We start from the raw sequence: 15,961 nt of genomic DNA on the forward strand, positions 1-15,961 counted from the left end.
CTAAATGATGGGCTAGGCGATTTCACGCCAGTCGAGCCCGGAATCCTGATTGGCCACTTGCAGCCAGTCCGGGTCGCAGCCGAGGGTATCGACGAAGCATTGCCGGGCCAGCTGTGGCTGGTTGTTCTTGCTGCTGAGATGGGCCAGCACCAGGTGTTGCAGGTTCTGCCAGTCCAGCTCCGACACCAGGCGCGCGGCCTGATGGTTGTTCAAGTGTCCGTAGTCGCCACCCACCCGCTGCTTGAGAAACATCGGGTAAGGCCCGCGTCCGAGCAGGTCGCGACAGTGGTTGGCCTCGATCAGCAGGGCGTCCAGGCCCTGGTAGCTGCTGAGCAGGGCCGTATCATACGAGCCCAGGTCGGTCAGCACGCCAAAGCGCCGGCTGCCATCGCCAAATACGTACTGCAGCGGCTCCAGCGCGTCGTGAGTGACGCCGACGGCGGTAACGCTCAGGTCGCCCAACTGCAAGGTGTCGTTGGCGGCCAGGAAGCCTGCGGCCTCGACCGGCTTGCGCATGCCGCGCAAGGTGCCGCGGCTGAGGTAGACCGGTACATTGTAGCGCCGCGACAGCAAGCCGACCCCATGCACGTGGTCGGCATGTTCGTGGGTAACCAGCACCGCGCTCAATTGCGCCGCAGAAACGCCGAGCAGCGCCAGGCGCCGCTCGGTTTCACGCAGGGAAAAGCCGCAGTCGACCAGTAGCAAGGTGTTGCCACTGGCGATCAGCGTGCCATTTCCCTGGCTTCCACTTCCAAGTACGGCGAAGCGCACTTAACCCAGGTTGTCCTGAATCACGCTCAGCACGCGGCGGGCAACGTCTGCCGGGGCCACGGTGTTGATGTTCTTCTCGACGGTGACCTGGACGCTTTCGCCCACCTTGCTCAGGCGAACCTGATAGCGTTCGGCACGGGCTTCACGCTCTTCCTTGCTCGGCGCACTGCCGAACAGGCGGCTGAAGAAGCCTGGCTGCTCTTTGGTCTCGGCCTTCTCGGCAAGGTTGATGTAGTACAGGCCCAGGCTGCGGTTGATGTCTTCAACGCGCCATTCACCCTGCTCCAGGGCACGGCCAACGCTGGACCAGGCGCGATCGAGGTCGGCGCCCAGGTTCAGTACCGGGTTGCCGCTGCCGTCTTCGCTGAGGCTGACGCGGCTCGGGGCATCGAAGTCGCGTGCAGCGAGCAACGACACCGAACCGCCCTTCTCGGCGCTGCGGGTCATGCTGGCAAGCATTTCGTCGACCAGGATGGCGTCAACACCGGTGTTGGCCGAACGTGCCGGGAATTCCTGCTCGGCAGTGCTGCCGGCCGGGCGTTCGACGGTCACGACGTAGACTTCACTGGTGTTGCGCTGCACGCCCGGCTCGATGCGGATGCGCGCACGGACTTCGTTGTCGCTGCTGCTCGAGGCACTGGCCAGGCGCTTGGCCATGGACGCCGAGAGCTCGTCGAAACGCTGCCAGGTGGTGTTGAACTCGCCGGTTTGCGGACGCTCTTCGGCAATCCGGAAGCCGTTGTCTTCAAAGAACTGACGGGCCACCGGCCAGACTTCGGCCGGCGAGCGCTGGGCCAGCACCCAACGCGAGCTGCCGCTCTTCTGCAGGCTGAAATCGCTGATGTCGGCCGCGGCGTTCAACGGCAGCGGACGCGGCACTTCAAATTCGCCCTTGACGTTGTCGTCGGCGACGTTGCGCGGGATCGGCAGCAGCGGGTCGAGCCGCTTGGCGCTGCTGACGTCCGGTGGTAGCTGCATTGGCGGCTTCTGGGTGGCCTCCAGATAATCGCTGCCACGGTCACGGAAGTAACCCTCTTCGCCCCAGAGCCAGCCGCAACCGCTGGTACTGGAGATGATCAAGGCAAGGGCGGAAAGACCAGCCAATCGCTTCATGCGGTGTACGTCCTCAATTAAAACTTCAGGCCGCACTGGCGCATCGCCTGGCGTACCGTATCGTGACAGGATTCGCTCAGCCAGGTCAGTGGCAGGCGGATGCCCTTGTGCATCAGGCCCATTTCAACCAAAGCCCACTTCACCGGAATCGGGTTGGCTTCGATGAACAGGTCCTTGTGCAGCGGCATCAGTTGTTCGTTGATTGCACGAGCCTTCTCGGCATTGCCCTCAAGGGCGGCTTCGCACAGATCGGCCATTTCTCGCGGGGCAACGTTGGCGGTCACGGAAATGTTGCCCTTGCCGCCCAGCAGGATCAGTTCGACAGCGGTCGGATCGTCACCGGACAGGACGATGAAGTCCTTGCTGACGCCGTCAAGGATGGCCTTGGCGCGCTTGAGGTCGCCGGTGGCCTCTTTGATGCCGATGATGTTCGGCACGCTCGACAGGCGGATCACGGTCTCGGCCTGCATGTCGCAGGAGGTGCGGCCAGGGACGTTATAGAGGATCTGCGGGATGTCGACGGCTTCGGCAATGTGCTTGAAGTGCTGGTACAGGCCTTCCTGGGTCGGCTTGTTGTAGTACGGCACCACCAGCAGGCAGGCATCGGCGCCGGCGTTTTTGGCGTTGCGGGTCAGGTGCACCGCTTCGCTGGTGGAGTTGGCGCCGGTACCGGCGATCACCGGGATGCGGCCGGCAACGCGCTTGACCACGAACTCGATGACCTTGATGTGTTCATCGACGTCCAGGGTCGCGGACTCGCCGGTGGTACCGACGGCGACGATGGCATGGGTGCCCTTCTCCAGGTGGAAGTCCACGAGCTTGCCGAGGCTGTCCCAATCAAGACGCCCTTGTGCATCCATGGGTGTGACCAATGCCACCATACTGCCCGCAATCATGAAACTGCTCCTGCCGGAAAAAGAGAGCGGTAATGGTACTGGCGCCATCGGCCTTGCACAAGCGAAGCAGGCGGGCGGAGCATTCCCCTCGGCGGCCATTTTCGCTACCCTTCTGTCTTTGATCGGTACATAGTGGCCCCCCGGGCTGCCGACAACGCGCGTAGCCAGCGCCGCAAGGCTCGATCCTGAGCCCCGGGCGCCTGCCTACCGGCCTTTTTGCCACGTCAGGTACCGACCGCTCATCGCTTTAGGAATGCTGCATGTCCACCCCCACCGTTCGCGAACAATTCCTTGTCATCAGCGCCCTGGGTGCCAATCCCATGGAGCTGACCAACATCCTGTGCCGGGCCAGCAACGACAATCGTTGCTCGGTCGTCACCTCGCGCCTGACCCGCCACGGCGAGTGCAGTGCCCTGGTTTTGCAGGTCGCCGGCAGCTGGGACGCCCTGGCGCGCTTCGAAGGCGCCCTGCCGGGCCTGGCCAAGAAGCACACCTTCACCGTCAACGTGGTGCGCAGCGCCGAGCTCGAAGTACGCCCGCTGTCGCTGCCGTACGTGGCCTATGTCAGCGCCGCCTACCGTCCGGACATCATCAACGAGCTGTGCCAGTTCTTCATCGACCACCATGTGGAGCTGGAGAACCTTACCTGCGACACCTACCAGGCCCCGCAGACCGGCGGCACCATGCTCAACGCCACCTTTACCGTGACCCTGCCGGCAGGTACCCAGATCAGCTGGCTGCGTGACCAGTTCCTGGACTTCTCCGATGCGTTGAACCTGGATGCGCTGATCGAACCGTGGCGCCCACAGAACCCGATGTAAGGAAGCTTTTCATGGCCGTTGAACTCGACCAACCCGTCGCCGATTTTGAGGCCCAGGCCACCAGCGGCCAGACCGTCAGCCTGGCTGGGCTTAAAGGCCAGCAGGTGGTGCTGTACTTCTACCCCAAGGACAGCACCCCGGGGTGCACCACCGAAGGCCAGGGTTTCCGTGACCAGCATGCAGCCTTTGCAGCGGCCAACACCCAGGTGTTCGGCGTATCGCGTGATGGCATCAAATCCCACGAGAACTTCAAGGCCAAGCAGGCCTTCCCCTTCGAGCTGATCAGCGACAAGGACGAAGCCCTGTGCCAGCTGTTCGACGTGATCAAGCTGAAGAAACTCTACGGCAAGGAATACCTGGGCGTGGACCGCAGCACCTTCCTGATCGACAAGGACGGCGTGCTGCGCAAGGAATGGCGCGGGGTGAAAGTGCCAGGGCATGTCGATGCCGTACTGGCGCAAGCGCAGGCGCTGAACAAGGCCTGATAGCGCTTTACCTGTGGGAGCTGGCTTGCCAGCGATTGCATCACCGCGCTGGCCGCAAGGGCCAATGCGCCTGTATCGCTGGCAAGCCAGCTCCCACAATGCTCAAAGCAGCGGCGCCACCACCGGCTCTCGCCGCGGCCAGGCATCCAGCACGGCCTTGAACAGGGTCGCCAGCGGGATGGCAAAGAAGATCCCCCAGAACCCCCACAGCCCGCCAAACAGCAGCACCGCGCAGATGATCGCCACCGGGTGCAGGCTCACCGCCTCGGAGAACAGCAGCGGCACCAGCACGTTGCCGTCCAGGGCCTGGATGATCGCGTACACCGCCATCAGGTAAATGAACTGATCACCCCAGCCCCACTGGAACAGCGCAATCAGGGTTACCGGTACGGTCACCACCACCGCGCCGACATAGGGCACCACCACCGACAGGCCGACCAGCAGGGCCAGCAACGCCGCATAGTTGAGCCCCAGGCTGATGAAGGCGATGTAGGTGGCCACGCCACAGATCAGAATCTCGATGCCCTTGCCGCGAATGTAGTTGGCGATCTGCCGGTTCATTTCTTCGGCCACCCGGGTCATCAGCGCCCGCTCCTTGGGCAGGTAGCCACTGACCCAATCGGCGATCTGCTCGCGGTCCTTGAGAAAGAAGAACACCAGGATCGGCACCAGCACCAGGTAGATCATGATGTTGACCAGCAGCGGCAGGCTCGACAGCGAGAAGGTCAGCGCCCACTGGCCGAACTTGCCGATCTCGCCGCGCATCACCTCGATGGCCTGCAGCACCTGCTCGTCGGAGACCAGGTGCGGGTAGCGCTCGGGCAACAGCAACAACAGCGACTGCCACTTGCCGAGCATGCCCGGCAGTTCATTGAACAGGGTGATCAACTGGTGCCAGAGCAGCGGCACCAGCACCAGCAGGAACACCGCCAGGGCGCCCATGAACAGCATGAACACCAGCCCGACCGCATAGCGCGTGGGCACCCGCAGGCGCTCCAGGGCGTTGACCAGGCCTTGCATCAGGAACGCCAGAACCATCCCCGCCAGCACCGGCGCGAGCATGCCACCGAGGGTCAGGACGGCGGTGAACGCCAGAAACAGCAAGACCGCCAGCACCACCGCTTCTTCATCGGAGAAGTAGCGCTGCATCCAGTCGCGAAGCACCTTGAACATTGACGATCCTTTAACAGAAAAAACTCAGGCCTTCTTCAGCCAGTAGGTGTAAACACCGGCCTCGGCCTCTTCGAGCAGCAGCGTATGACCGGCCAATCGGGCAAAAGTGCGAAAGTCGCGCTGGGAACCGGCGTCGGTGGCAATCACCTTGAGCACCGCGCCAGTGGCCAGGCGATTGAGCTCCATCTTCGCCTTGAGCAGCGGCAGCGGGCAGTTCAGCCCGCTGGCGTCGAGTTCGGCGTCATGGGTCGGGGTCTCGCTCATGGGGGTCTCCAGGCAGGAATGCGGGCACAGGTAGCATTTTGAACAAGCCCGGTAGGATACCGCCACTGGTCGCCAACGTGCGAGCGGGCTACAGTAAGGTTCTTTGTCGACCAGAGCTTCGTGCATGAATTTTCTGCGCCCTACCCTGCTGACGCTGGCCTGTTTGATGGCGCTCCCCAGCCATGCCGACGACCTGCCGTCACTCGGCGACGCCAGTTCTGCCATTGTCTCCCCGCAACAGGAACACCAGCTGGGCCGCGCCTGGCTCAGCCTGCTGCGGGGCAATGTCAACCAACTGAACGATCCCCAGCTCAAGGATTACGTCGAAACCAGCGTCTACCGCCTGGCCGAAACCAGCCAGCTGCAAGACCGGCGCCTGGAGTTCATCCTCATCGACAGCCGCGAACTTAACGCCTTTGCCGCCCCCGGCGGGATCGTCGGGGTCAACGGCGGGCTGTTCCTCAATGCCCAGACCGAAGGCGAATACGCCTCGGTACTGGCTCACGAACTGGCGCACTTGTCGCAACGCCACTTCGCCCGCGGCGTCGAGGCCCAGCAGCGCATGCAGTTGCCGATGATGGGCGCGCTGCTGATCGGTATCGTCGCCGCCGCGGCAGGTGCCGGTGATGCCGGTATTGCCGCAATTGCCGGCACCCAGGCGGCCGCCATCCAGGAGCAGCGGCGCTTCTCGCGGCAGAACGAACAGGAAGCCGACCGCATCGGTATCCTCAACCTTGAGAAGGCCGGCTATGATCCGCGCAACATGCCGACCATGTTCGAGCGCCTGATGCGCCAGTACCGCTACGACGCCAAGCCGCCGGAATTCCTCCTGACTCACCCGGTTACCGAATCGCGCATCGCCGACACCCGCAACCGCGCCGAACAGGCGCCCAAGGGTGGCACCGAAGACAGCATGCGCTACCAGCTGATTCGTGCCCGGGTGGCGCTGATCTACGAGGGCACCCCCGGCCTTGCCGCCAAGCGCTTCCAGGCCCAGCTCGACGAAAACCCGCAGATGGACGCCGCCCGCTACGGCCTGGCGCTGGCGCAGATCAAGGGCGGGCGCCTGAACGAGGCGCGCGAGAACCTCAAGCCGCTGCTGGCCAAGGCGCCCAACGACATCACCTACAACCTGGCGCAGATCGACCTGGACATCACCAACAACCGCCTGCCCGATGCCCAGCAACGGGTCGAGCGGATGCGCAGCCTGTACCCGGCCAACTACCCGCTGCAACAGGCGCGCATCGACCTGCTGCTCAAGCAGAACCGCCCTGCCGAGGCAGAGAAGGCGCTGGATGCGCTACTCAAGAACCGTCCTGAAGACCCGGACGTCTGGTATGACGTGGCGGAAGTGCGGGGCTTGTCGGGCAACACCATCGGCCTGCACCAGGCCCGCGCCGAATACTTTGCCCTGGTGGGCGACTTCGACCAGGCCCTGCAGCAGCTCGACTACGCCAAGCAGCGCGCCGGCAACAACTTCGTCCTGGCGTCGAAGATCGATGCGCGTCAGCGCGAGCTGATGGAGCAACAGCGGATGGTCAAGGACATGATGCGCTAAGCATCGCGGGGCAAGCCCGCTCCTACCGTAGGAGCGGGCTTGCCCCGCGAAGGCGTCGTCAGGCGTTACCGGACAACTTCATCCGCGCTGCCTGGGTGAAGTCGAGCATGCGCTTGAGCGGCTTGATCGCCTGGGGGATCAACGCCGGCTCAACGAAAATCTCGTTAGTGCCTTCGCGCAGGCACTGCAAGGTGCGCTCCAGGGTATTCATCGCCATCCACGGGCAATGCGCGCAGCTGCGGCAGGCCGCGCCGTTACCGGCGGTAGGCGCTTCGATAAAGATCTTGTCGGGGCACAGCTGCTGCATCTTGTAGAAGATGCCGCGGTCGGTGGCGACGATGAAGGTCTTGTTCGGCAGGGTCTGCGCCGCAGCAATCAGCTGGCTGGTGGAGCCCACTGCGTCGGCCAGGTCGATCACCGCCTCGGGCGACTCCGGATGCACCAGGATTGCCGCATCCGGGTACAGCGCCTTCATGTCGGCCAGTTGGCGCGACTTGAACTCTTCGTGGACGATGCAGGCACCGTCCCACAGCAGCATGTCGGCGCCGGTCTGTTTCTGGATATAGCGGCCCAGGTGCTGGTCCGGGCCCCAGATGATGGTCTCGCCGTTGTCCATCAGGCTTTCGACGATTTCCAGCGCGCAGCTTGAGGTCACTACCCAGTCGGCGCGGGCCTTGACCGCCGCCGAGGTGTTGGCATACACCACCACGGTGCGCTCGGGGTGCTTGTCGCAGAACGCCGAGAACTCATCCACCGGGCAGCCGAGATCGAGCGAGCAGGTCGCCTCGAGGGTCGGCATCAGCACGCGCTTTTCCGGAGTGAGGATCTTGGCCGTCTCGCCCATGAAGCGCACCCCGGCGACCACCACGGTCGAGGCCGCGTGGTTCTTGCCGAAGCGGGCCATTTCCAGCGAGTCGGACACGCAGCCGCCGGTTTCCTCGGCCAGGGCCTGGATCACCGGGTCGCAATAGTAGTGGGCAACCAGCACCGCATTTTGCGCCTTGAGTTCGGCGGCAATGGCGGCGCGGTAGTCGGCCTCTTGCTCGGGCGAAAGCGGCTTGGGCTGCTTGGCATCGAGGTGAGCCTGGACGAGAAGGCGTTCGGAAATCTGGGTCATGATCGCTGGACCTGCAGGCGCTTGAGCGCGTAAGTCGAGTGTATCACCGAGCCCTGGCAAATCGGCTACAGGCTCCGCAGGCAGGGCAATGCAGCCTTGCGCACAGAACCACGGACCAGCTGCGGCCTCGGGTTTTTATAGGATGCCGAAGGCTACAGATAATCGGATGAATTCAAAAGGTTTTTTTAGTGAAACAAGCCCGGGGCGGGCGCCCCGGGCCTGAACATCAACCGCCGGTCGCCTGCATTGCGCTGGCGTTGGCCATGATCACGCTGGCGAACTGCTCAACGGTCATCTTCTGGCCGTTGAAGTCGACCATGCCATCGGCATAGTGCAGCGAGGTAACAATGTCATTGCCCTCGACCTTGGCCATCTGGCTCTGCACCGCCATCATGCTGACCATTTCCCCGGCCTGGGCCGCTTGCTGGGCAACAATGGCAGCATCGGTCTGGCCTTCGAACTGCGCCTGCAGGATTGCCAGGTCGCCGATCATCGGCTTGGACAGCGACATCTTGCTCTGCAGCTGGGTGATCAACTGCTTGGACAGCTCCTCGGGCGGCAGCTCCAGGGAGGTCGGGTTAGCCAGGTCGACGCTGAAGCTGAAGCGGCTTTCGCCATTGGCAGTCTTGAACGACAGGTTCTCCAGGGCGATCTGCGGCTTGGCCGCCAGCAGACGCTGCACATCGCTGCGCACCTGGGCCGTTTCAGCCTCGGTCATCGCCAGGTCCGGCATGCCTGCACCTTCGGCAGCGGCCTGCTGGAACTCAGGCAGGCGGCTCTGGTACCAGCCGATCAGTGCCTGCATGGCCGGGATGTCGAGACGCTTGAGACTCCAGACCATCTCGCCGGCACCGATGGCCTTGCCGTCAAAGTTGATGTCGCCAACCTTGTATTCCATGCGTGCCGAGAGCTTGTCGCCGTCGTTCTTGTACTCGTTGTTCTGCGCCAGGCCCTTGAGCTTCAGGACCTTTTGCTCATCGCCGAAGGTGGCGACCGTATCAGCCACGGCCATATCCATCTTGCCGACATAGAAGCCGAACGGCGTCTTGGTCATGTCGCCGGTCAGGCTCAGGCCCTTGATCTCGACTTTCAGCACTTTGCTGTCAGGGTCGACCAGGTTCAGGCTCAGGCCGCCCGACTGGCCGGTGAGCTGCACGTGTTCGGCGCCTTCGTTGCCGTGGCCGGTGACTTCAAACCCGGAGAACTTCAGCGACGAGCCGTCCTTGCTCCACTCGATCGGCGCCACCTGGAAAGCGCTGTCCATCGAGCGATCGTAGCCGTAGGCAACCTGGCCTTGCAGCGGCGAAACGTCTTTGGTCAGGGCGAACCAGTCGGCGGTGGCCGCGTCTTTTTCCAGGCTGTAATGACTGGCTGCCATGACCGGCATCAGCTTCAGCGCCTTGACCCGCGACAGCGGCAACGGCCCGTGTTCGATCTGGTCGACAAAATTCAGCTCGAAGCTTTTGCTGTCTTCGCCAACCTGCAGGTTTTTTACCTTGAGGCGGTATTTGGCGGTACTGCTGAACAGATGGCTGTCCAGCGATACCAGCTCAAGCTCCACGAGGGTGTCCATACCCACCAGCGCCTGCTTGGTCTGGGCGTTGGATTCGGCGATGGTGGTTGCCAGCACGCCTGGCAGTTGCTTGCCGGTGTACCAGGCACCCGCGGTGCACACCGCTGCCACTGCCACTGCGAGGCCGAGTACGCCTGTAGATTTCTTCATGAATTGTTTCGCTTCCATTTGTAGAGAGTTGTTGCGTTGACTAAGCCTTGCGGCCTATTCGTTGACGTCCATGTACTCGCGGGCCCAGACGATGTAGTCGTCCGGTTGCGTGTAGGTATGGGTGAGTTCGGTGGCGCTCAGGTCCGAGGTGCTGCTGGTGATGCCGCGCTGCTCGCGCAGGCAGTCGTAGGTGGCCTTGATCGCGGCAAAGTAGGCGCCATGGCCATCGACGGCAATGCGCACGCCCAGCTCGGCCAGGCGCGCATCATCATGCAGTTGCGGGTTGCCGTAGGTGACCAGCATCAGCGGCACGCTCAGGTGCGCGGCAATCTGCTCCAGGTGTTCGAAGTCGCGGATACCGACAATGCACAAGGCGTCTGCGCCGGCGTTCTGGTAGGCCACGGTGCGGGCGATGACTTCTTCGGTGGCAATCAACGCCGCGTTGGTGCGGGCAATGATCGACAGCTCCGGATCAACCCGCGCCTCCAGCGCCGCGCGGATCTTGCCGACGCCTTCGGCGATGCTGATCAGGTCGGTGGACTTGCGCCCGAACTGGGCCGGCAGCAGGGTGTCCTCGATGGTCAGCGCGGCAATCCCGGCACGCTCAAGCTCGGTCACCGTCCGCATCACGTTGAGCGCGTTGCCATAGCCGTGGTCGGCGTCAGCAATTACCGGCAGTTGCGCCACCCGGCCGATCCGCGTCGCCTGCTCGGCGAATTCGCTCAGGCTGATCAGGGCAAAGTCAGGGGCGGCCAGCACCTGCAGGGAGGCCACCGAACCGCCGAGGATCCCCACCTCGAAGCCCAGGTCAGCGGCAATGCGCGCCGACATCGGGTCGAAAACAGAGGCGGTGTGGTAGCAGGCAGGTGAGGCAAGCAGTTGGCGGAACGCGCGACGCAGGTCTTGGTGGGAGGCTCTTGGCATGGTCTTTCCAGGCTATCGACTTCATTTAGTAGGTCGAACATTACCACTGCTGGCTATCTGACTGACAGCGCCACGCGCTTCAAGGTCTCGCTGGGCAGCTCCTTGAACAGCTTGCGGTAGCTGTCGGAAAACCGTCCCAGGTGCCAGAACGACCAATGCATGGCCACTTCGGCGACGGTGGTATCGCTGGGCGTGCAACTGAGCAATTCACGCCGTGCACTGTTGAGCCGGCGCAAGCGTAGCCACTGCGCCGGGGCCATGCCGGTGAAGGTCTTGAAGGCGTGCTGCAGCTGGCGCAGGGACACCCCGGCAACCTGCGAAAGCTCAAGCAGATTGAGGGTTTCTTCCGGGCAATCTGCCGCCCATTCGCCAACCTTGCGCATGATTGCGCGCTCTTCGGTACGCCGCCACAACGCCCCGCGATCGAGGCAGATACACGCGTTATCGAGGATGAACAGGCAGTCTTCCAGCAACTGCGCGGCCAATGCGTCCTGGCTTGGCGGGTCGATGGTCTGCGAGATGCGCGTGAGGGTGCCGCTCAGCCAGCGGCTGAACAGCTCGTTCTGCATCGAGTTCAACGGCGCCATGAACAGCCCGTCGAGGCGGGCGATGTCCAGGCTGTGGCGCTGGACGAATTCCGGGCCGAACACCACGGCCACTTCCTGGTAGTTCTCCGGGGTGATCCAGATGTTGCGGCTTTCGCCATTGAGCACGTAAAGGCTGTGATCGTTGCGGTCGAAACAGAACGCCAGGGAGCCGGCCGGCGCACTGAAATTCTGCTCGACCCGGGTGTTCATGCACTCTTCGTATATCTCCACGCCCTGCAAATCGAGGCAGCGCAGCTGGCCGGCGAAATGCCCGGGAGACATCTGTTGGTAATGCTGGGTCCAGCCCGGGGTGGCACGGACCTGTTCGGTGACATCGGCGGTGTTGAAAGCTTGAACCCGCAAAGGCGTTGACGCTGTCATGAGCTGCTCTTTATGCACTCTTTTGGTGCATTTTAGTCTTGCTGAAAGTGGATAGATCGAATGCGCAAGCGTCACCCAAGATAGACCTCAACGCGCTACAGGGGAAGCCGCTTGGGTGGCAAGCCGGTCGCAACTGCCGGTCCTGGCGTGGATAAAACCAACAACGAGGTCTTTATGAATGCCCCTTTCGATCAGCTGTCTGCGTGGCTGAAAGAACACAAGATTACCGAAGTCGAGTGCGTGGTCAGTGATCTGACCGGTATCGCCCGCGGCAAGATCGCACCGACCAACAAGTTCCTGCATGAACGAGGCATGCGCCTGCCGGAAAGTGTGCTTCTGCAAACGGTAACCGGGGACTTTGTCGACGACGACATCTACTACGACCTGCTTGATCCGGCCGATATCGACATGGTCTGCCGCCCGGATTCGGCGGCGGTGTACGTGGTGCCATGGGCCATCGAGCCGACCGCCGTGGTGATCCACGACACCTTCGACAAGCAAGGTAACCCGATCGAGCTGTCGCCGCGCAACGTGCTCAAGAAAGTCCTCAAGCTCTACACCGACAAGGGCTGGCAGCCCATCGTCGCCCCGGAGATGGAGTTCTACCTGACCCAGCGCTGCGAAGACCCGGACTTGCCGCTGCAGGCGCCACTGGGCCGTTCGGGCCGGGCCGAAAGCGGCCGCCAGTCGTTCTCGATCGATGCCGCCAACGAATTCGACCCGCTGTTCGAAGACGTCTATGACTGGTGCGAAGCCCAGGGCCTGGACCTCGACACGCTGATCCACGAAGACGGCCCGGCGCAGATGGAAATCAACTTCCGTCACGGCGACGCCCTCGACCTTGCCGACCAGATCACCGTGTTCAAGCGCACCATGCGCGAGGCGGCGCTCAAGCACAACGTCACCGCCACCTTCATGGCCAAGCCGGTGGGCGACGAGCCGGGCAGCGCCATGCACCTGCACCAGAGTGTGGTCGACATCGCCACCGGCAAGCCGATCTTCGTCGACGACAACGGGCAAATGAGCGAGCTGTTTCTGCATCACATCGGCGGCTTGCAAAAGTACATCCCCAAAGTGCTGCCGATGTTCGCCCCCAACGTCAACTCGTTCCGCCGTTTCCTGCCCGACACCTCGGCGCCGGTGAACGTCGAATGGGGCGAAGAGAACCGCACCGTGGGCCTGCGCGTACCGACCTCGAGCCCCGAGGCGATGCGCGTGGAAAACCGCCTGCCCGGCGCCGATGCCAACCCCTACCTGGCGATTGCCGCCAGCCTGCTGTGCGGCTACCTGGGCATGGTCGAGAAGATCAACCCCAGCGCTCCGGTCCAGGGCCGCGCCTACGAGCGGCGCAACCTGCGCCTGCCGATCACCATCGAAGACGCCCTGGCGCACATGGAAGACTGCCCGACCATCGAGCAGTACCTGGGCAGCAAGTTCGTCCGCGGCTACGTGGCGGTCAAGCGTGCCGAGCACGAGAACTTCAAACGGGTGATCAGCTCCTGGGAGCGCGAATTCCTGCTGCTCAGCGTCTGAGCCCGAGCTTGTAACAAGTATCGAAAACAACAATTCGAAAAGGTGTCGATATGCGTCCCATGAAAACAGTCGTAACTGCAACCCTGGCGCTGCTGGTCAGCGCCGTGGCTCAGGCCCAGCCCAGTGTCAGCGTGTACAACTGGACCGACTACATCGGTGAAACCACCCTGGCGGATTTTCAGGGCAGCACCGGTATCAAGGTCATCTACGACGTGTTCGACTCCAACGAAACCCTGGAAGGCAAGTTGCTCGCCGGTCGCACCGGCTACGACGTGGTCGTGCCTTCCAACCACTTTCTGGCCCGTCAGGTCAAAGCCGGGGCCTTTCTGAAACTGGACCGCGAGCAGTTGCCGAACTGGAAGAACCTCGACCCGGTGCTGCTCAAGTTCCTCCAGGAGAACGACGCCGACAACCTGCACTCGGTGCCCTACCTGTGGGGCACCAACGGCATCGGCTACAACGTCGACAAGGTCAAGCAGGTGCTGGGCGTCGACCACATCGATTCCTGGGCAGTGATGTTCGAGCCCGAGAACCTGAAAAAGCTCAGCCAGTGCGGCGTGTCGTTCATGGACTCGGCCGACGAACTGTTCCCGGCCATCCTCAACTACATGGGCAAGGATCCGCGCAGCGAAAAGCCTGAAGACTACAAGGCGGCCGAGGCCAAACTGCTGACCCTGCGCCCCTACATCACCTATTTCCACTCGTCCAAATATGTCTCGGACCTGGCCAACGGCGATATCTGCGTGGCCTTCGGCTATTCGGGCGACGTGTTCCAGGCCGCCAACCGCGCCAAGGAAGCCAACAACGGCGTGAACATCGCCTACGCCATTCCCAAGGAAGGCAGCAACCTGTGGTTCGACCTGCTGGCGATTCCTTCCGACGCCAGCAACCCGAAAGAGGCCTACGCCTTCATCAACTACCTGCTCGACCCGAAAGTGATCGCCAAGGTCAGCGGCGTGGTCGGCTACGCCAACGCCAACCCGCCGGCCAAGCAGTACATGGACGCGGAGCTGGTCAACAACCCCGAGGTGTACCCACCGCAAGCAGTGCTCGACAAGCTGTATGTGTCCAGCACCCCGACGCCGGCGATCATGCGCCTGATGACCCGCTCCTGGAGCAAAGTGAAGTCGAACAAATGAACCAGTACAGCCCTGAACACGCCCGCTCCTACTACAGCGCCACGGCCCATGACCTGGCGCCCTACCCTGCCCTGGGCGCCGATCTGCAGGCCGATGTCTGCGTGATCGGCGGCGGCTTCACCGGGGTCAACTGCGCCATCGAACTGGCCGAGCGCGGGCTTTCGGTGATCCTCCTCGAAGCCCGGCGCATCGGCTGGGGCGCCAGTGGTCGCAACGGCGGCCAGCTGATTCGCGGCATCGGCCATGAAGTCGATGGCTTTGCCCGCTACGTTGGCCAGGACGGAGTGAAGTACCTGCAACGCGCCGGCATCGAATCGGTCGAGGTGGTGGCCGAGCGCGTCCGCACCCACGGCATCGATTGCGACCTGCGCTGGGGCTTTTGCGAACTGGCCAACACCCCGGCGCAGTTCGCCGCCTTGCGGGCCGAGCAGCAAAGCCTGGCCGAGCAAGGCTACCGGCATGAAACCCAATTGATCGGGCCCGAGCAGATGCATCAGGTGGTCGCCTCCGACCTGTATGCCGGCGGCCTGATCGACCGCGGCTCGGGCCACCTGCATCCGCTCAACCTGGTGCTGGGCGAGGCACGCGTGGCCGAGACTCTCGGCGTGCGCATCTTCGAACAGAGCCCGGTGCTGGAAATCAGCCATGGCGCCACTGCGCAGGTACGCACCCGCCACGGCACGGTACGCGCCGGCAGCCTGGTGCTGGCCTGCAACGCCCACCTGGATGAACTGGAACCGCGCCTGAGCGGCAAAGTATTGCCCGCCGGCAGCTACATCATCGCCACCGAACCGCTGTCCCAGGCGCAGGCCGAGCAACTGATTCCGCAGAACCTGTCGCTGTGCGACCAGAAGGTTGGCCTGGACTACTATCGGCTGTCGGCCGACCGCCGCCTGCTGTTCGGTGGTGCCTGCCACTACTCCGGGCGCGACCCTGCAGATATCGCCGCCTACATGAAGCCGAAGATGCTCAAGGTGTTCCCGCAACTGGCCAGCACCCGCATCGACTTTCAGTGGGGCGGCAAGATCGGCATCACCGCCAATCGCTTCCCCCAGGTCGGCCGCCTGCAACAGCACCCGAACGTGTTCTATGCCCAGGGCTACAGCGGCCATGGCCTGAACGTCACCCACTGGACCGCGCGGCTGCTGGCCGAGGCCATTCACGCCGGGCACAGCCAGGGCCTGGATGTGTTCAGCGCGGTGCCGCACCTGACCTTCCCCGGCGGCAAGGCCCTGCGCTCGCCGTTGCTGGCGTTGGGGATGTTCTGGTACCGGCTGCGCGAGGTGCTGGGCTAAGGACGGTTAGCCGTCCGACAAACATCCTTCTTTTCCTTGCGACTGACCCAATTGCAGCTACTTTCAGTTAAGTCTTTGTTTCAGCGCATGACAGGCTTCGGAGGGAATCGAAGGATGATCGCAGGTCTCAAGCTCTACCCGCGCCAGCACGAGCTGGCCGCCAGAACCCTCGAAGGCTGCA

The 15,961-nt window shown here is 63.0% G+C and carries 15 protein-coding genes; 6 read left to right on the forward strand and 9 right to left on the reverse strand.

What is annotated here, in order from left to right; all coding sequences use genetic code 11:
• Window positions 1–12: 12 nt before the first annotated feature.
• From UB48_RS00615 to dapA, 3 genes are read right to left on the reverse strand one after another with little or no spacing between them, the layout of a single operon-like run.
• Window positions 13–771 (reverse strand): MBL fold metallo-hydrolase, encoded by a 759-nt coding sequence (locus UB48_RS00615; RefSeq protein ID WP_045193507.1) that lies wholly within the window; start codon window positions 769–771, stop codon window positions 13–15.
• A complete protein-coding gene (bamC, locus tag UB48_RS00620; RefSeq protein ID WP_045193508.1) occupies window positions 772–1,884 on the reverse strand; it encodes an outer membrane protein assembly factor BamC in 1,113 nt (370 codons plus the stop codon).
• Between the two features lie 17 nt (window positions 1,885–1,901).
• Window positions 1,902–2,780, reverse strand: a complete 879-nt coding sequence (gene dapA, locus UB48_RS00625; protein WP_045193509.1) for a 4-hydroxy-tetrahydrodipicolinate synthase — start codon at window positions 2,778–2,780, stop codon at window positions 1,902–1,904.
• Between the two features lie 260 nt (window positions 2,781–3,040).
• On the opposite strand from dapA, the gene UB48_RS00630 reads away from it, so the two are divergent.
• A complete protein-coding gene (locus UB48_RS00630) occupies window positions 3,041–3,601 on the forward strand; it encodes a glycine cleavage system protein R (protein ID WP_038996628.1) in 561 nt (186 codons plus the stop codon).
• An 11-nt stretch (window positions 3,602–3,612) separates the two neighbouring features.
• Window positions 3,613–4,086 (forward strand): peroxiredoxin, encoded by a 474-nt coding sequence (locus tag UB48_RS00635; protein ID WP_045193510.1) that lies wholly within the window; start codon window positions 3,613–3,615, stop codon window positions 4,084–4,086.
• A gap of 102 nt (window positions 4,087–4,188) precedes the next feature.
• Here the strand turns inward: UB48_RS00635 and UB48_RS00640 are convergent, their stop codons facing one another.
• Both UB48_RS00640 and UB48_RS00645 read right to left on the reverse strand, forming a co-directional pair.
• On the reverse strand, window positions 4,189–5,259 hold the full coding sequence (locus UB48_RS00640; RefSeq protein WP_045193511.1) for an AI-2E family transporter: 1,071 nt from the start codon (window positions 5,257–5,259) through the stop codon (window positions 4,189–4,191).
• A 24-nt stretch (window positions 5,260–5,283) separates the two neighbouring features.
• On the reverse strand, window positions 5,284–5,523 hold the full coding sequence (locus UB48_RS00645) for a sulfurtransferase TusA family protein (RefSeq protein WP_045193512.1): 240 nt from the start codon (window positions 5,521–5,523) through the stop codon (window positions 5,284–5,286).
• A gap of 124 nt (window positions 5,524–5,647) precedes the next feature.
• On the opposite strand from UB48_RS00645, the gene UB48_RS00650 reads away from it, so the two are divergent.
• The gene (locus UB48_RS00650) at window positions 5,648–7,081 is read left to right on the forward strand and encodes a M48 family metalloprotease (protein ID WP_045193514.1); all 1,434 of its coding nucleotides are present in this window, start codon (window positions 5,648–5,650) and stop codon (window positions 7,079–7,081) included.
• Window positions 7,082–7,139: 58 nt separating this feature from the next.
• On the opposite strand, the gene nadA is transcribed toward UB48_RS00650, so the two are convergent.
• The 4 genes from nadA to UB48_RS00670 all read right to left on the reverse strand — a co-directional run bounded on the left by nadA (window position 7,140) and on the right by UB48_RS00670 (window position 11,813).
• Window positions 7,140–8,198, reverse strand: coding sequence for a quinolinate synthase NadA (gene nadA, locus UB48_RS00655; protein ID WP_045193515.1), 1,059 nt, complete (start codon window positions 8,196–8,198; stop codon window positions 7,140–7,142).
• A gap of 226 nt (window positions 8,199–8,424) precedes the next feature.
• The gene (locus UB48_RS00660) at window positions 8,425–9,921 is read right to left on the reverse strand and encodes a YdgA family protein (protein ID WP_045193516.1); all 1,497 of its coding nucleotides are present in this window, start codon (window positions 9,919–9,921) and stop codon (window positions 8,425–8,427) included.
• Between the two features lie 54 nt (window positions 9,922–9,975).
• Window positions 9,976–10,845 carry an oxaloacetate decarboxylase gene (locus UB48_RS00665; protein WP_045193517.1) on the reverse strand — a complete coding sequence of 290 codons (870 nt, stop codon included), beginning with the start codon at window positions 10,843–10,845 and terminating at the stop codon, window positions 9,976–9,978.
• A gap of 53 nt (window positions 10,846–10,898) precedes the next feature.
• Window positions 10,899–11,813 carry a helix-turn-helix domain-containing protein gene (locus tag UB48_RS00670; protein WP_045193518.1) on the reverse strand — a complete coding sequence of 305 codons (915 nt, stop codon included), beginning with the start codon at window positions 11,811–11,813 and terminating at the stop codon, window positions 10,899–10,901.
• Between the two features lie 174 nt (window positions 11,814–11,987).
• Here UB48_RS00670 and UB48_RS00675 point away from each other — a divergent pair, with 174 nt between their 5' ends.
• From UB48_RS00675 to UB48_RS00685, 3 genes are read left to right on the forward strand one after another with little or no spacing between them, the layout of a single operon-like run.
• Window positions 11,988–13,346, forward strand: coding sequence for a glutamine synthetase family protein (locus tag UB48_RS00675; protein ID WP_045193707.1), 1,359 nt, complete (start codon window positions 11,988–11,990; stop codon window positions 13,344–13,346).
• 50 nt (window positions 13,347–13,396) lie between these two features.
• Complete coding sequence (locus tag UB48_RS00680; protein ID WP_045193519.1) at window positions 13,397–14,485, forward strand: polyamine ABC transporter substrate-binding protein; 1,089 nt, start codon at window positions 13,397–13,399, stop codon at window positions 14,483–14,485.
• Window positions 14,482–15,780 carry an FAD-binding oxidoreductase gene (locus UB48_RS00685; RefSeq protein ID WP_045193520.1) on the forward strand — a complete coding sequence of 433 codons (1,299 nt, stop codon included), beginning with the start codon at window positions 14,482–14,484 and terminating at the stop codon, window positions 15,778–15,780. The genes UB48_RS00680 and UB48_RS00685 overlap by 4 nt, the downstream gene beginning before the upstream one ends.
• Window positions 15,781–15,961: the final 181 nt, after the last annotated feature.

Source organism: Pseudomonas sp. 2(2015) (assembly GCF_000955865.1).
Classification (GTDB): Bacteria; Pseudomonadota; Gammaproteobacteria; order Pseudomonadales; family Pseudomonadaceae; genus Aquipseudomonas.